Annotated in this window: 16 protein-coding genes and 1 pseudogene; 15 read left to right on the top strand and 2 right to left on the bottom strand. The window is 32.0% G+C overall.

Annotated features, from left to right (window positions below; all coding sequences use genetic code 11):
* Positions 1-8 precede the first annotated feature (8 nt).
* From AC6F34_RS01400 to AC6F34_RS01390, 3 genes are read left to right on the top strand one after another with little or no spacing between them, the layout of a single operon-like run.
* The gene (locus tag AC6F34_RS01400; protein ID WP_500768215.1) at positions 9-920 is read left to right on the top strand and encodes a phosphotransferase; all 912 of its coding nucleotides are present in this window, start codon (positions 9-11) and stop codon (positions 918-920) included.
* Positions 910-1,233: a divalent cation tolerance protein CutA gene (gene cutA, locus AC6F34_RS01395; RefSeq protein ID WP_500768213.1), complete on the top strand. Its 324-nt coding sequence runs from the start codon at positions 910-912 to the stop codon at positions 1,231-1,233. Before AC6F34_RS01400 ends, cutA begins: the two co-directional genes overlap by 11 nt.
* A gap of 46 nt (positions 1,234-1,279) precedes the next feature.
* The gene (locus AC6F34_RS01390; RefSeq protein ID WP_500768211.1) at positions 1,280-1,753 is read left to right on the top strand and encodes a DinB family protein; all 474 of its coding nucleotides are present in this window, start codon (positions 1,280-1,282) and stop codon (positions 1,751-1,753) included.
* Positions 1,754-2,121: 368 nt separating this feature from the next.
* Here AC6F34_RS01390 and AC6F34_RS01385 read toward each other — a convergent pair whose 3' ends face one another.
* Positions 2,122-3,315: an ABC transporter permease gene (locus AC6F34_RS01385; protein ID WP_500768209.1), complete on the bottom strand. Its 1,194-nt coding sequence runs from the start codon at positions 3,313-3,315 to the stop codon at positions 2,122-2,124.
* 673 nt (positions 3,316-3,988) lie between these two features.
* The gene (locus AC6F34_RS01380; protein WP_500768207.1) at positions 3,989-4,288 is read right to left on the bottom strand and encodes a hypothetical protein; all 300 of its coding nucleotides are present in this window, start codon (positions 4,286-4,288) and stop codon (positions 3,989-3,991) included.
* Positions 4,289-4,465: 177 nt separating this feature from the next.
* On the opposite strand from AC6F34_RS01380, the gene AC6F34_RS01375 reads away from it, so the two are divergent.
* From AC6F34_RS01375 to AC6F34_RS01320, 12 genes and pseudogenes are all read left to right on the top strand, one after another.
* On the top strand, positions 4,466-4,678 hold the full coding sequence (locus AC6F34_RS01375) for a DUF6366 family protein (protein ID WP_500768205.1): 213 nt from the start codon (positions 4,466-4,468) through the stop codon (positions 4,676-4,678).
* A 50-nt stretch (positions 4,679-4,728) separates the two neighbouring features.
* The gene (locus AC6F34_RS01370) at positions 4,729-5,580 is read left to right on the top strand and encodes a GNAT family N-acetyltransferase (protein WP_500768203.1); all 852 of its coding nucleotides are present in this window, start codon (positions 4,729-4,731) and stop codon (positions 5,578-5,580) included.
* Between the two features lie 222 nt (positions 5,581-5,802).
* Positions 5,803-6,306 (top strand): GyrI-like domain-containing protein, encoded by a 504-nt coding sequence (locus AC6F34_RS01365; protein WP_500768201.1) that lies wholly within the window; start codon positions 5,803-5,805, stop codon positions 6,304-6,306.
* Between the two features lie 375 nt (positions 6,307-6,681).
* A pseudogene (locus tag AC6F34_RS01360) lies at positions 6,682-8,645 on the top strand (S9 family peptidase).
* Positions 8,646-8,801: 156 nt separating this feature from the next.
* Positions 8,802-9,503 carry a response regulator transcription factor gene (locus tag AC6F34_RS01355; RefSeq protein ID WP_500768199.1) on the top strand — a complete coding sequence of 234 codons (702 nt, stop codon included), beginning with the start codon at positions 8,802-8,804 and terminating at the stop codon, positions 9,501-9,503.
* Between the two features lies 1 nt (position 9,504).
* Positions 9,505-10,452 (top strand): sensor histidine kinase, encoded by a 948-nt coding sequence (locus AC6F34_RS01350; RefSeq protein WP_500768197.1) that lies wholly within the window; start codon positions 9,505-9,507, stop codon positions 10,450-10,452.
* A 120-nt stretch (positions 10,453-10,572) separates the two neighbouring features.
* The gene (locus AC6F34_RS01345; RefSeq protein WP_500768195.1) at positions 10,573-11,790 is read left to right on the top strand and encodes an MFS transporter; all 1,218 of its coding nucleotides are present in this window, start codon (positions 10,573-10,575) and stop codon (positions 11,788-11,790) included.
* A complete protein-coding gene (locus AC6F34_RS01340; protein ID WP_500768193.1) occupies positions 11,787-12,710 on the top strand; it encodes an ABC transporter ATP-binding protein in 924 nt (307 codons plus the stop codon). Before AC6F34_RS01345 ends, AC6F34_RS01340 begins: the two co-directional genes overlap by 4 nt.
* Positions 12,703-13,398: an ABC transporter permease gene (locus tag AC6F34_RS01335; RefSeq protein WP_500768191.1), complete on the top strand. Its 696-nt coding sequence runs from the start codon at positions 12,703-12,705 to the stop codon at positions 13,396-13,398. Before AC6F34_RS01340 ends, AC6F34_RS01335 begins: the two co-directional genes overlap by 8 nt.
* A gap of 197 nt (positions 13,399-13,595) precedes the next feature.
* On the top strand, positions 13,596-14,093 hold the full coding sequence (locus tag AC6F34_RS01330) for a P-loop nucleotide/nucleoside kinase family protein (RefSeq protein ID WP_500768189.1): 498 nt from the start codon (positions 13,596-13,598) through the stop codon (positions 14,091-14,093).
* A gap of 248 nt (positions 14,094-14,341) precedes the next feature.
* Complete coding sequence (locus AC6F34_RS01325) at positions 14,342-14,764, top strand: MerR family transcriptional regulator (RefSeq protein WP_500768187.1); 423 nt, start codon at positions 14,342-14,344, stop codon at positions 14,762-14,764.
* 7 nt (positions 14,765-14,771) lie between these two features.
* Entirely contained in the window at positions 14,772-15,119 is a 348-nt protein-coding gene (locus AC6F34_RS01320) for a DUF4260 domain-containing protein (protein ID WP_500768185.1), read from the top strand.
* The last annotated feature ends 79 nt before the right edge of the window (positions 15,120-15,198 follow it).

Raw genomic sequence — 15,198 nt, 5'->3', positions numbered from 1 at the left:
GTCAATTTGTGCTCGACACTGAAATCATCAACGATAAACAGCAGCTAATAAACCATATTTTACATAAAGAATATAGATGGGATTACAAGGATATTCAATTTCTGAATCATGGCGTTGTCAATATTGTTTATTTCATTCATGAAGCAAACCTCGGAGAAGTGGTGATAAGAACACCATGGCAAGTCGAGGAAGGTGAAGATTATGAACAATCGTTAGTAAAAGAAGCTGCGTTATATCGTTTTCTTCATAACAAAATCCCTGTACCGAAGTCATATTTACTACATAGAAATGATAAGATGAATTTTTTAGTATCACAATATATAAAAGATGATGGAACAGAGGTTTCTAGCTTCGAGGTTGGGAAATTAATCTCGCAATTACACTCCGCAACAATCGACGACCTTGTTATTATAGACCAAGGCGCTGAGAGCTTTTCTGCAATACTTTCTCAAAGAATCATACAAAGACTTCAAAAGTTCAATACAACCTTTCATTGTGAACTTGTCATCCCAGACTCAAAAGCTCTTCAAACAATCCTAGATTCATCCATTAACGAAAACTGTTTATTGCATTTGGATGTAAGAAGGGCGAATATGCTGATTAGGAATGGAACAGTATTGGCATTAATAGATTGGGATAATGCTTTTATAGGAGATCCGATTGCAGAAATAATGAGGATATGTGAGCAAAATGAATTCGCTATAAAAGAATTTATGGATGGTTATGATAATCAAAATCTGCTACAGAGCACACCTAAAATAATCCAGCATATATACAGGTTAGATACAGCATTAATGCTCGCACTATTATTTATGATCGAATTAGATGATCACAAAAATGGGCACTATTATTTAAAACGTGTACACCACCTTATTAAGTCAATTAATACTATACAGTTGGAGGAAAATGATGCAAGTTGAATTCGTAAAAATTGAAGTCTTATTACCAGAAGAGTATATTGAAAAACTAAGAAATCTATTAAATCATAATGGTTATTTAACGGTTGGAAACTATGATCACGTTGTTTCTTATGCTAGAGTTGAAGGCTACTGGAGACCATTAAAAAATGCGATTCCATACAACGGAACAAAGGGTGAAATTTCTTTCGGAACAGAATGTAAAATGGAATTTAGATGCCAGTATGAGAATATAGAAAGTGTGAAAAAGATTATTAAGAGCATTCATCCATACGAGGAACCAATCATTAACGTGATTCCGTTATTAAACTCATGATAAACCAAACATTTTTATTATCATAAAGTAAGATTGGAATGATTCAATGATAGTAGACAAAGATTTTGTGATTGCACAATACAATACAACAAAAGATTTTATTGATTCCTTACAAGTAGTTCCTGATCACATTTGGAGGACTAAGCTTGCTGAAGGGAAGTGGACGTTAGCAGAAATAGTTGGACATTTTATTCCTTGGGATGAATTCGTAATAGAAAGTCGAATACCCTTTTTATTAACAGGAGAAAAACTTCCTAAAGCACCTAATGCAAACGAAATAAATGATAAATCTGCAAAAAAAGCTAGAGTAAATGAAAAGGCGATTACAATCAATCTATTCATTGCCACTAGAGAAAGTCTCATAAAATCATTAAGCAGGATTCCTGTGAATAAATGGCAAAAAGAAATAGTCATTGGTGAAAAAAGTTTAACATTAGCCCAGTATTTTTATGGATTAATTAAACATGATCTTCATCATTTAGAACAGATTAAAACTATTTTGAAGAAGCAAAGGGAATGAATAGAGAGTATGCCCCTTAAGGAATAATAAAGAATTAATTGGAAATTCAGTTAAAAAACAGATTCCCTATTCTATTGATTTCTATCTTTAGTATCTTAGATTTGTCTGGGCTAGAGTCTTGAATGTAATCGTATTAAAACTTAAATTTGGAGCCTGTTTTTAAACTATCATCTTATAGAGTCTTTACTAGAAAACAAGAAAATTTTAAATAATTTATTGAAACATTTTCTATTAAGGAGTACAAGCAGTATTTCGGAAATTTTAAGGTAAGATAACTTCAAACTAAAAAAGTCAGATTCCAGCACGCTAAGGAATCGACTTTTTATTTGGCTTGTTAAGATGAAGCCCTCCGTTAGTTGAATACCATGCTATTCTATAAAGGCACTTCTTGCGAAATTGACTCTCTTTGATACATAGAAATATACAAATACATAAACAAATAAACATCCAATTACTATATTGTATAAGTTAGCAGTATAAGTCTGCATGAACATCGCGACATATAGAATTAAAAATTGTGCATATAGGATGACCAAGACAAACTTTAAGAAAGAATCTTTTATCTGAGATTTTGAAATAGGATAAAGTATTACACTTTGTTTCATTTCATGTTGTAAAGGAATTATTTGAAATCCAGTCATAAATAAAATGAGGAGATTAAAGATCCAACCACCTGCTGGCAAAGCATAATTAACAGATATTCCAATTACAGTTAGTCTTAAATAAAGATAAAAGTAATCATTATATCTTACAAACAAGTGTGAGTATAAATATACGAATGTCCTACTTTGATTATATGGGATACACAATTTCAGAATCATAGTAAGCAAACGTCTTTTCCGAAAAGAACGTTTAAGATTAGGGACATCCATGAAAATATTAATAAATTTAAAGTTGCTTAATAATGCACTTTCTTCATCAACAATTAGCCACTGCCAATTCAGGTTTCTTTTTTTTCCTATAAAAAAAATTAAATAGACGAAATTTATACTCATTAAAACAAGCTCAAAAATCCAGTCATTATTAAACAAAAAGTAACACATTAAATATATTGATAAGAACCTATTTAACCTATGTAACACAAATTGTACTTGGTTCTTTAACCATTGTTCAGTCCACTTCATTAAAATATTATATGCAGCAATCCACACTATAAAAAACAGAAAGAGAAGATTTATATTAGTTGTGTGCAAAAATAGGGATAAAAAAACAGTTATGAAACTTACCAATTTAATAACATCAATAACAAAACTATATAAAAGTGATTTAATAAAATAGGGCTTTAATTCCCATTCTAATGGCAACAAAAAGATTATATCTGCCCTTTTAACAAAAGTACGGACTTTTGTTAATTTTAGAATGTAAGTTACAAATAATGATAAGATTACTTCAATTGATATTTGTGGAGGTATCCACTGTAGAAATAAATTAAAATAATAAATAAAGATACTACTAATGATCAGAAAAAAATAAACAACATTTGAACCAATTATTGAATAGTACCTGAACATCTTTCTATAATATTCCTGAACCCTTAAACCCCATAATGTTTTTATATCCATTAATACACCCATACCTTTATTGAATAATATCCCAATCCTTTATTAAAGTTAACATAAATATCCATTTTCTTTTTAACATAAAGATACCACAAACGACCGTTTAATGAAGCTATTCTTACAACCTAACAAAAGTAATAGAAAAGAATTTCAAATATATTTTTAAGCGTTCGTTCTCACCTTATTATTTTGGTTTTATTAAACATAAAATTTTATATTCAATTAAAAGTGACATTGCTTTTTTGTGTTGGATCTACTTTTGAAGAGAAAGATTGACAATATCCTCAGAAATGCTATTGTCATTTTCTGATAATAACACTTCTTAATCATTTATAATTTCTATTAATTTCCCATCGGTTAGTGTATTTTTTGTGTGAATATCAGCTTTTATATCATTACCTTCATTATAAAGTGTGATATTTACTGAAATAGTAGATTTATCAGTGCTAATATAAGGTACAAGAAAAGTTGTATATAATTCACCATCATAGGTATGGAATTCAAGATAAAGTGCAGAATCCCGATCAAACTTATATGAAGTAGACATAGTGATGTCTGACTTTGTCTTCATTTTTTTAGAGGACTTATAAATAATAGATGAAACTCACAGACTGTCTTGAAAGCGCTTGTCAGACTAGGCGTGCAGTCAAGTGAAGACCCGAATAGAACATTTTGTTCAAGAGGGGACGAACGAGACAAACAACGACGTATGCATGCGTTTGTCAACAGTCTGAGACATAGTGATGTCTCTTTGTTTTTGAATAGTTGTTCCATTAACAATAGCAATCACTTCTGATTCGCCTTCAGGTACTTTTGCTTTAATAAAAAAATCTCCTTTTATATGAATAGGTTCTTGTGTTTGTATCGTTATTTGGGTATGACTATCCTTATCAATGTATAAATAGCGAATAAGTAATAAACCTGTTATAAATATGACTCCAATAACAATTAGGATAATTTGTTTAAATTTATTCATTTCAGATGCACCCTTTATTAGAATTTTCTAATATTAATACTAGGGAAATTTTAACATACATTGTAGGTATGTACATAATATTGATACTACATCGTTTGGATTTGACACCTTTAAGTAAAGTATGCGACTTTCCAGTCTTATGAATAAATAAATAATAAAAATTGAGGAGATGGTTACATGAATTCAAAGGAGACACCAAAAGAAAAAAGAGAAAACTTACGGCAAAAGGAATTAAAAAACAATCCTACAGGTTCTCTAAATGAGGGATTAAACAGAGGAGAAAATGGTAATTTAGTTGATTTAACTGGCGGGAGTAGTTGGAAAGGTACGCTTGTAACAATCTTAGTTTTTGTTTTAGGGTTTATTTTATACACTCTCTTTTTTCATTAATAGAGAGAGAATAACTTTAAAAACGTTGATGAAACAAAAGGAGTAAGTAAATGAGTGATTTTACAATAGAAAGCATGTCGCATAAGAATATTAAAGAATTAATTCGCTTATCAAACTTAGTAGGGTGGGATTATGATTCTAATGAAATTCAAACAGTATTAAATTCTGGAACAATACTTGGGTACAGGGATCATAATGAACAATTACTAGCTTGTGCAGCAATCATTACATACGATTTTAGGAAACTTTCATCAATTGGGATGGTTATTGTAAACCCAGAATATCAAGGATTCGGTTTAGGAAGAAAAATAACGCAAGCCTGTATCAATACTTTAGGTGAGGATTTACTCGTAATGCTGATCGCAACTGAACAAGGCAAAGCTTTATATTCCAAAATGGGGTTTAAGGAAATATCGCATATTTATAAATATACGTGTGAAGACTTTAAATCTCAGATTATACAAGAGTCTCAAAGCAATAAAGTGAGGCACCTCAACGAAAGAGATTTTCCTTCGATTGTTTCTTTAGACAGTCAAGCATTTGGTGATCGTAGAAGGACATTTTTATTCCATAGAATTCAGCAATCTCAAAAATCATTAGTCCTTACTGAAAATGGAGCTATCACAGGCTATGCATTATCTATACAAACACCTCAAAATTTAATAATCGGTCAAGTCGTTGGATCTTGTTCTAATGACGCATTAATACTAATAAAAGAGATTTTGAGAGGGGTTAAAGGAAATGTGAGGATTGACATGCCACAGTTCGATTATAAAATAGATCAATTCTTAATTAACGTAGGCTTCAATCTAAATGCAAAACCACCGATCATGATTCTTAATGCAAATGATTTGAAAAGGAATAATGAGCTGTTTGCAGTAGCTGCCCAGATATTTGGGTGACCAAGCAAATTAAAGATGGGAGCAACAACAAGTTTAATGAGTAATAGCTAATAAACTAATGATCCCATCAGTAGATTTAGAGGTTGTTCCAGACAAGATTTGGGATGCTCAACATATATTTCAGCACATGAAATTCGGATTAAACTTTAAAAGCTAGATAAAATGATTATTTATACTAAATAGTCTGATAAAATAATAAGTAGGAAAGAGGTGATGGTTGAAATGAAATATACGATTGTAGAAGAAAGTGAATTGAAGTTTGTAGGAATTAGGGTTTTTTCTATAGAAGGAAATTATGCAGTTGAAATTCCAAAAGCAGTTGTAATGCTAGCGAAAAGAATCGACGAAATCCAAGATAAGAAAAATGAAAGTATTCAACATGGTTTGTTTGTACCCGATGTGGTTGATGAAGAAGCTATTGAGAAATCGGGTTATTATGTTGCAATAGAGGTAGAAAAAGTTAAGTCCGTTCCTGAAGGCATGGTCAGCTTATCAATTCCTAAACAAAACTATGCAATTTTTAATTACATCGGTCCGGTAGAGAAAATAATAGATGTTTATTCTCATTATAATGAACAATTATTAAATGATGGGTTAGTGAGAGTTCCAAAATCTTGGCATATTGAAAAATATGGAGAAGAATCTGCCTTTTTTAATGAAATAAAAAAAACGCATAGAATCGATAGTAATCAACCTATTGAAGTAAAGCTATGTATTCCAGTATAAGCATATAGTGAAGTGTTCGCATTGGCTTGTGATGTTTCTGGAATAATGCTTGCCAGTTTACGAAATGCAACCATTATAGCTCGCTCCCTCACTGAACACATCTTAATCCCTTAAGATAATATCACTGAAGATATCAACAACATTAAACTGATATCGACAACTATTGGGATTATATCAACAACTTTAAGCCGATATCGACAACGATTAGGGGGAAATTAAACACCTATTTTAAGTATTTTGACTCTCAATTCATTTAATTGAGGTTTTTTTTATTTGAACTATTTAAGGGTTTTATAATTTTGCAGGAGTTAGGATGTTTTTAAAGAATTTTTATATAGTTCGAATAGAGCATAAGGCAGCGGGGGTTTGAAAAACATGAATAAAAAAACATATCTGAGCATCGAAGAAAGTATTTCTTTACCAACCTTTTCAGATACGAACATAAGTGATGATGGCAAAAAGTAGCATTTGTTAAGAGGATTGCTAACTGGGGAAATAATACATACAAGAAGAATGTATGGATATTTGAAAAAGATCAGGGTCAGTGTTACCCATTAACTATGGATATAGATAGTACGAGTCCATTATGGTCTCCAAATTCTAAATTCATCGCATACCTCAGCCCAGTTCGTAAAGGTAACCGTGAAATTAACCAGATATTTGTTAAGTTAATAGATGATGTAAGAGGTGTTCAAGTTACTGATGAGAACAACGGAGTTAGTAATTTCAAATGGGATCCGACTGGAAAGGGTTTTTATTATGTTACAAATCCACTAGAATCTGAGGAGGTTAAGCAATGTAAGGAACAGTATTGGAACTTCCATCAAATTGGGGAGGAATTCCAGAATAATCGTTTATATTACATTGATTTAGAAAAATTGATAAAGAATGATCAAGTTGTCTACGAAAATAGCAACCCTTTCCCTCTGACAGATGGAAAGTCATTTCACATCCATGAATTTGATCTTTCAAATGATGGAAATAAGATTGTATTTATCGCTACACCAAGCCCATCTATGGAAGATACGATTAATAGAGATCTATACACACTCGAAATAAAAGCTAGAAGACTGCAAAAAATTAAGATAGATAAACTATTAGGAGAAAGTGTTTGGTTTTCACCTGATGGCAACAAAATCTGTTATACAGCAAGTTTAAAGGAGAAGAAATATTATAAGAACCAAATTGAAGATCGTACAATAGAAATTTATGATCTAACTAATGGAGAGGTATTTCATCCTTTAGCAGATTTTGATAGTAGCGTCATTCCTTTGCGATGGACATGTAAAGGAATATTCATTAGATGGCAGGATAGAACGAATTATCTTGTTGGCTTGTTATCTGAGACAGGCACTGTAGAAAGATTAGGTGGAAACGTGGATTGCTTTATAATGGATGCTTCAATAACAGTGGATGGGGAGCATATAGCTTATAATAAGGCCTCAATAAATGAAACCTTTGATATCTATTTAAATAGTAAAAGAATAACGAATGAAAATAGCTTTTTCAATAGTAAGCTTAAAAGCAAAAGAGACATAATCTCATGGAAAAATAGTGATAACATTGAAATAGAAGGGGTTTTATCAACCCCAGTTGATTTTGACGTAAATAAGAACTATCCGTTACTTGTGGTAGTTCACGGTGGTCCGGCTTGGGCATCCTTTCCAATATTTTCAGACTGCTTCAATGAGAGATATCCAATTGAACAGTTTATCGAAAAAGGCTTTATTGTTTTAGAACCAAACTACAGGGGAAGCTCAGGCTATGGGAATGAATTCTTAAAAGCAAACTATAGACAACTGGCAATGGCCAATTACGATGATGTGATAACTGGAGTGGATAAATTAATCGAAATGGGCATAGCAGATAAAGACAGAGTAGGCGTCATGGGCTGGAGTAACGGTGGATACATATCTGCATTCTGCTCAATGTATAGTAATCGATTTAAAGCAGCATCCGTTGGTGGAGGAATTACTAATTGGAGGACACATTATGTAAATACTGATATCCCTTATTTTATTCGAATGTATTTAGGAGATACTCCATGGAATGATCCAAATATCTATCTTAAAACATCTCCCATGACCTATATTAATTCAGCGTGTACACCTACATTAATTCAACATGGTGAAACTGATGCAAGAGTGCCAATTATAAACTCTTATGAATTATATCGCGGATTAAAGGATATGGACATTGATACAGAATTAATTGTATTTAAAGGGATGGCATATAGTTCTGATCAGCCAGGGGATCATGTGGCAATTATGAAACAGAATATGATGTGGTTTTCCCACTATATTCTTGGTGAAAGTATGAGAGATTTTAGAGTTTTATGATTAATATTTTGATATCTTTTCATCGGGGTAGTAACCTTCACAATCTCAAAAATAAGCCGTAAAATTTAACATATCAGACTGCTTATGTACAATGCTGTCAATGGGTACCCAATTATTTAAAAAGAAACAATAAGCTTCGTTCGCAAGGAGGAAATGATGACACACCGTATATTACTTATAGATGATGACCCTTCAATTAGTGAAATGTTGGAAAAATTTCTAACGAAGGAAGGGTATTTTGTTTTGACTGCTTTTAATGGAGAAGAGGGATTGTCTCTATTTCTTCGTGAAGATGTTGATTTAATCGTAATTGATATTATGATGCCAAAATTAGATGGGATCGAGGCAATTAAGTTGATTCGGGAGAGAAGTACGGTCCCAATCTTAATCATTTCCGCAAAAGACACTGATGTAGACAAAGCATTGGGATTGGGCTTTGGTGCTGACGATTATTTGTCTAAGCCATTTTCGCTGGTAGAATTTTCTGCAAGAATTAAAGCAAGTATTAGAAGGGTAACAAAATATACGACCAGTAAAACTGAACAAGGAAATTCTCAAATCGTTACTTTTGGTCAATGTGTAGTCGATTTAAATAACTATTCCATATATAAGGAATCAGAAGAAATTAAATTAACATCAAAGGAGTTTGAATTATTAAGGCTTTTTATCACGAACCAAAATCGAGTATTCACAAAAAGTGACCTGTATCAACTCGTTTGGAACGAACATTATTTTGGAAACGATAACGTTATTAATGGTCATATCAGAAGATTAAGAGAAAAAATTGAAGATGAACCATCCAATCCAAAATATATACAAACATTATGGGGAATTGGTTACAAATGGGTAGGGGATTAATATGACGATTTTGTATATCGTAACTACAATCATTTTATTAGCAATCATATATGCTCAAATTCAAATAAATAGGACAAGAAAAAAACATTTACGTGATATTCATCTAAAGTTAGATGAAATCGTCAACCACTCTTCAGATGAAAAAATAAGGCTATTTACAGAAGACAAAGAAGTAATAAGATTAATTATGGATTTGAACCGGTTGTTAGAAAAGCACAAAAAAATTTTAGCAAATTATGAAAGCACAAAGTGGTCAATGAAGAAAATGATATCAAATATATCACATGATCTGAAAACTCCTTTAACTGTTACATTAGGTTATGTGGAAATGATTCAAATGGATTCAGAATTAGATCCTGAAGAAAGGAAATTAATATTAACAAAAATTCATAATAAATCTTTAGAAGTAATTGCTCTAATTGATAACTTTTTCGATTTAGCAAAATTAGAGTCAGGTGATAGGGTATATCCAATAACGAGCATTTCCATAAATGATGTCTGTCAGAAAAGTTTATTAGAATACTATGATCTTTTCAAAAATAATGGGATAGAAGTTCACATTGATATGCCAGATCAACCATTTTTTGTAAAGGGTAATGTAGAGGCTCTTGAAAGAATATTGAACAATCTTATTTCAAACGCAATCATACATGGTGGAGATGGAAAGGAGATAGGATTAAAGATTAGAAATAGAGAAGAAGATATTTATATCGATGTGTGGGATAGAGGTAAAGGTATTGATGAGGCATATCAAGACCGCGTGTTTGAAAGACTATATACACTAGAAGACTCGCGGAATAAATTTTATCAGGGGAGTGGTCTAGGACTTACAATTACTAAACGTCTTGTTGAACAATTAGGAGGAACGATCCATATTAACAGTAAACCATGGAGAAAAACTGTATTTTCTTTTTCATTAAAACGTTCGACTAGACAAGATGATTTGTAATTGTAATTAGAAAATATTGCAACGCATATTAAACTTAAGAAATAATTAAGGATTACTTAACGGAAAAAGAAAATTTGCTCCTTAAACTGTAATTAAGTTACAAAGAAAGGAGCATTTTATATGCCTAGGAACGCACAGAGAAAACTGGCTATTTTGATGCTGAATATGTTTATTGCTAATGCTAGTTTTGGAATCATTATTCCAATTTTACCTGACTATCTACAATCTATTAATCAAGGGGGAACAGCTGCAGGATTATTAATTGCATTTTTTGCTGGTGCACAATTCGTATTTTCTCCAATTGCGGGCAAGTGGGTTGATCAGTATGGAAGGAGAAAAATCATTATATATGGATTAGGGATATTATCCATTTCCATGTTTGTGTTTTATGCGACAGATTTTATTGGGATTCATTATTTCTCTCGTGTCATTGGTGGAATTGGAGCTGCTATGTTAATTCCAGCGATTTTTGCATATATAGCTGATATTACAACATTAGAGCAACGTGCTAAAGGACATAGTTTTATTTCAGCGGCCATGTCACTTGGGATCGTTATTGGACCTGGAATCGGTGGTTTTCTTGCAAATGCCGGACTGAAAATGCCATTTTTAGTCGCTGCCATTAGCTCTATAGTTGCAGTCATTTTCTCATATATTTTCTTGGGAGAGAGTAAGGAACAAAATGCGGAAATACATGTAAAATCAAAAGAGTCAATGACTAAAAAACTTGTGCTATCAGTTAAATTACCTTACTTTATTCCTCTTCTCATCTCTTTAGTGATGAGCTTCGGATTAGTTGGTTATGAATCGGTACTGTCTCTCTTTATGGATCATCGATTTGATTCATCACCACAGCAAATTGCCTTGATGATTACGTCAACAGGATTAGTTAGTGTTGTAGTTCAATTAATCTTTGTAGATAAAATCGTTGGAAAATTCGGAGAGTTAAAAACGATTATACTGTTCTTAGGTTTATCAGCAGTTGGTTTTTTCTTATCATTGGTAGTAAATCACTTTTATCTATTCTTTGGAATTACATTAACCATCTTCCTTGCAACATCAATTTTGAGACCGGTTGTTAATACCCTTATTTCAAAACTTGCAGGAGAAAATCAAGGGTTTGCTATGGGTTTGAACAATGCCTATATGAGTTTTGGCAATATTTTAGGTCCGACAATTGCAGGAGTTGTATATGATGTAAATATTTTTTACCCGTTTATTCTTAGTACCATTTTTATATTAATGACAATACTTCTTTCAGGTGGTTGGCAAAAATCGATGACAAAAAATAAGAGAAATAGGATAGGTAAGGAATATGAGGAGGAACGATTTTTATGAATCGAATTGTGGAAACACTGGAACTTACAAAGATTATTAATGAAAAAGAGGTAGTTTCTAATGTGAATTTAACAATTAATAAAGGAGAAATTTATGGTTTTCTAGGACCAAACGGTGCAGGGAAGACGACTATTATGAAGTTGGTTGCGAATTTAATAAAACCAACAAAGGGTGAAATAGCTGTATTTGAAAAACCATTAACACCGAAATCCTTTCAAATTTTAGGTAGAATAGGGGCAATAATTGAACAACCAGTTTTTTATGAGAAGCTGAGTGCAAGAGAAAATTTAGAACTTCACTGTGAGTATATGGGATATCATAATAAGAATGCTATTAACGAAACATTACAAATCGTTAACCTTATGGAAAGTCAGGATAAATCAGTTAAGGAATTTTCAATGGGGATGAAACAAAGATTAGCAATCGCAAGAGCTATCATTACAAGTCCAGAATTACTCATTTTAGATGAGCCAATAAACGGTTTGGATCCGATTGGGATTAAGGAGATAAGGAACTTGTTCAAAAAGCTAAATCGGGAATATGGGATTACCATTTTTATCTCAAGTCATATTCTTGCAGAAGTTGAACATATTGCTGACAAGATTGGTGTGATTATACAAGGAAAGTTAATAGAAGAGATAGCAATGAAAGATGTTAGAGAGAAAAATAAAGACTATATTGAGATTGTAACGAAGGATTCTGCCAAAGCAGCATCTATAATAGAACATTATTTAACGATTACAAATTTTAAAGTGTTAAACCCACAAACCATACGAATTTATGAATTGAGTGTACCTCAAGAAGTCATTTCTGAAACTCTGTTCAAGCATGGAATTGTGATTGAATCTATCTATTATAAAAGCAGTTCATTAGAAGATTACTTCTTTAACTTATTGAATGGTGGTGGAATTAGTGCTTAAGCTTATGAAGTTGGAAATGAAAAAATATAAGCTGATGAAATATGTAAAAGGTGCGTTAATAGCGAATATTGTCATTCTATGTATATTATGTGTTATTGGCTATATTGAGTCTACTCAAGGAATTGAGATCATGTCAAATCATTATATGATAATGCAAATTATTGAAACAACAATAAGGGCAACATTTATCGTATTTGCCGCTATCCTTTTGTCTCATATAGTTATAAGTGAGTATAAAAATAAAACCATTAATATTCTATTTATGTACCCAATTAGCCGAAAAAGAATCTTAATAGCGAAATTGCTAGTAACGGTTATTTTTACTTTTTTAGCTATTATTATCTCATTCATACTAGTGGGAAGTGGCTTTTATTTGTTTAATTATTTCACAAATATCATTACTGAACCATTAAGTGCTTCAATCGTAACCAATTACTTTGGAGTTGTTGTATTGAATGCATTTGCTGCAAGCTTAATTAGCTTAATACCACTTTATGTTGGAATGAAAAAATATTCAGTTCCAGCTACAATTGTTTCAGGCATTCTCATCTCTATTATCGTATGTCAAAATGTAAATGGATTTTCATTAAATTCAATAATTATAATTCCTATTATTCTTTCGTTTATAGGATTAACCATCGCTATTATTTCAATTAAAGATATTGACAATCGAGATGTTATCGCATAAAAAGTAAAACTTGAAACAGTGAAATGGAAGAATACCTACAGAGTGGGCCTTGCGAACGACATAAAAAAGCATGAATAAAATATATTTATGTTTAAATTCAGGTGGGAAATTGTTCAAAAAACGGAGCCGATTTGTTGCATAACATGTTTTACAAGGTGGGGAACAACCACTAAAATAAGCTGGGAGGCTAAATTAATATGAAACAATCAGGGACGCTATACTTTTTCTGTGGAAAAATGGGCGCAGGAAAATCAACTAAATCAAAACAATTGGCAATAGATAAACATGCTGTACTATTATCTGAGGATGAATGGATTTCCTCTCTTTATCCCAATCAAGTTCAATCATTTGAGGACTATCTAAAATTGTCAGCGAAGATCAAACCTTTGGTAAAAAAGCATGTCCAAAATTTATTAAGTGTCGGTACAGATGTAGTGATGGATTTTCCAGCTAACACTCAAAAGCAGCGAAAGTGGTTTTTGGATATGGTGTTAGATGTCAATGCGAGCCATCAACTAATTTTCCTTAATCTAACTAACGAGCAATGCTTACGTCAAATTGCACAAAGGCGTAACGAACAACCCGAAAGAGCAGCTTTTGACACGGAAGCGGTGTTTACTCATGTTACGAATTTTTTTGAAGCACCAGAAGCATCCGAGGGTTTAAATACTTTAGAGTTTAGTGGAGAGGAATAACAAGGAGTTCAACGCAACATTGGCATTTCAACGACGTACGCAATTATGGAAAATCGTCATTTTCCTTCTTGAAGTAACGTGTGCTTATATTTATCATTAGCTGCCAAAACAGGTGGCTTTTTCTTATACCATAACTGGGGCAGGTAGGATTCAAAGGTATTACTATGTTTTTAGGGCTGCACTCTAAATTTCACTATTGACCTTAGAGCTTACTCCAATGTTAATGTTGTATTTGGGGAGTGGTGAACATGCAAATTAAAGATTTTGCTGAGAAATATCAATTGCAGGCTGATACAATTCGTTATTATGAGAAAGAGAATATATTAATGCCAAAAAGACGCTCAAATGGGTATCGAGAATATGATGAAGAATGTGAAAGACAGATTCAGCTGATCATCGTGTTAAAAGAATTAGGATTTTCTTTAAAAGAAATACAACAAGTACTTACTCTTAGAAACGAAGCTGTATCAACTAGTTGTAACAATTCAACAGTTTTGTTATTAGATGAAAAAATAATTAAACTTGAAGAGAAAATCCGGTTTTATCAGCAATCTTTGAAAATAGTACAAACACTTAAAGATCTAGTAAGTGAAGAGAAATATTTACAAAATAAAAAGGATATTGAAGAATTGATAGACCTGTTTTTTAAGAGGGTTCAAGAGAGGGGATGACAAGAATATGAAACAAGTGGTGCGAATTGAAAACGGAATCGCTTTTGCCCTTTCGTTTTATATTTATACACAGTTAGACCTTCCAATCTGGTTGTTTTTTGTCTTATTATTCATACCTGATATCACAATGATTGGATATGTAATTAACAATAAAATAGGTGCAATTGTTTATAATTTGGGGCATAGCTTAGTGTTACCTCTTCTTTTAGTCATAGGTTACTTCTTATTCTTTTTAAATGATTATCTGCTTCTCATCACCATCATTTGGCTTGCGCATATTTTTATGGATAGATTTTTAGGTTTTGGATTGAAATATGAAAATTCTTTTAAGGATACACATATTAATAAGCTTTAAATGAAGACAAGTTAAGAAAGAATATATTTTAAAAAAGAAACCGAGTTGTGAATATATCTATTTAAACTCTAAGTGTACA

It is taken from the genome of Niallia sp. CD-39 (assembly GCF_059874745.1).
Note: the sequence above shows the minus strand (reverse complement) of the source record. Positions and strands in the feature narration are given on the sequence as shown.

Coding starts and splice junctions, on each gene's coding strand:
- cutA (WP_500768213.1), top strand. CDS start 910: ATGCAAGTTGAATTCGTAAAAATTGAAGTCTTATTACCAGAAGAGTAT.
- AC6F34_RS01390 (WP_500768211.1), top strand. CDS start 1,280: ATGATAGTAGACAAAGATTTTGTGATTGCACAATACAATACAACAAAA.
- AC6F34_RS01385 (WP_500768209.1), bottom strand. CDS start 3,315: ATGGATATAAAAACATTATGGGGTTTAAGGGTTCAGGAATATTATAGA.
- AC6F34_RS01380 (WP_500768207.1), bottom strand. CDS start 4,288: ATGAATAAATTTAAACAAATTATCCTAATTGTTATTGGAGTCATATTT.
- AC6F34_RS01375 (WP_500768205.1), top strand. CDS start 4,466: ATGAATTCAAAGGAGACACCAAAAGAAAAAAGAGAAAACTTACGGCAA.
- AC6F34_RS01370 (WP_500768203.1), top strand. CDS start 4,729: ATGAGTGATTTTACAATAGAAAGCATGTCGCATAAGAATATTAAAGAA.
- AC6F34_RS01365 (WP_500768201.1), top strand. CDS start 5,803: ATGAAATATACGATTGTAGAAGAAAGTGAATTGAAGTTTGTAGGAATT.
- AC6F34_RS01355 (WP_500768199.1), top strand. CDS start 8,802: ATGACACACCGTATATTACTTATAGATGATGACCCTTCAATTAGTGAA.
- AC6F34_RS01350 (WP_500768197.1), top strand. CDS start 9,505: ATGACGATTTTGTATATCGTAACTACAATCATTTTATTAGCAATCATA.
- AC6F34_RS01345 (WP_500768195.1), top strand. CDS start 10,573: ATGCCTAGGAACGCACAGAGAAAACTGGCTATTTTGATGCTGAATATG.
- AC6F34_RS01340 (WP_500768193.1), top strand. CDS start 11,787: ATGAATCGAATTGTGGAAACACTGGAACTTACAAAGATTATTAATGAA.
- AC6F34_RS01330 (WP_500768189.1), top strand. CDS start 13,596: ATGAAACAATCAGGGACGCTATACTTTTTCTGTGGAAAAATGGGCGCA.
- AC6F34_RS01325 (WP_500768187.1), top strand. CDS start 14,342: ATGCAAATTAAAGATTTTGCTGAGAAATATCAATTGCAGGCTGATACA.
- AC6F34_RS01320 (WP_500768185.1), top strand. CDS start 14,772: ATGAAACAAGTGGTGCGAATTGAAAACGGAATCGCTTTTGCCCTTTCG.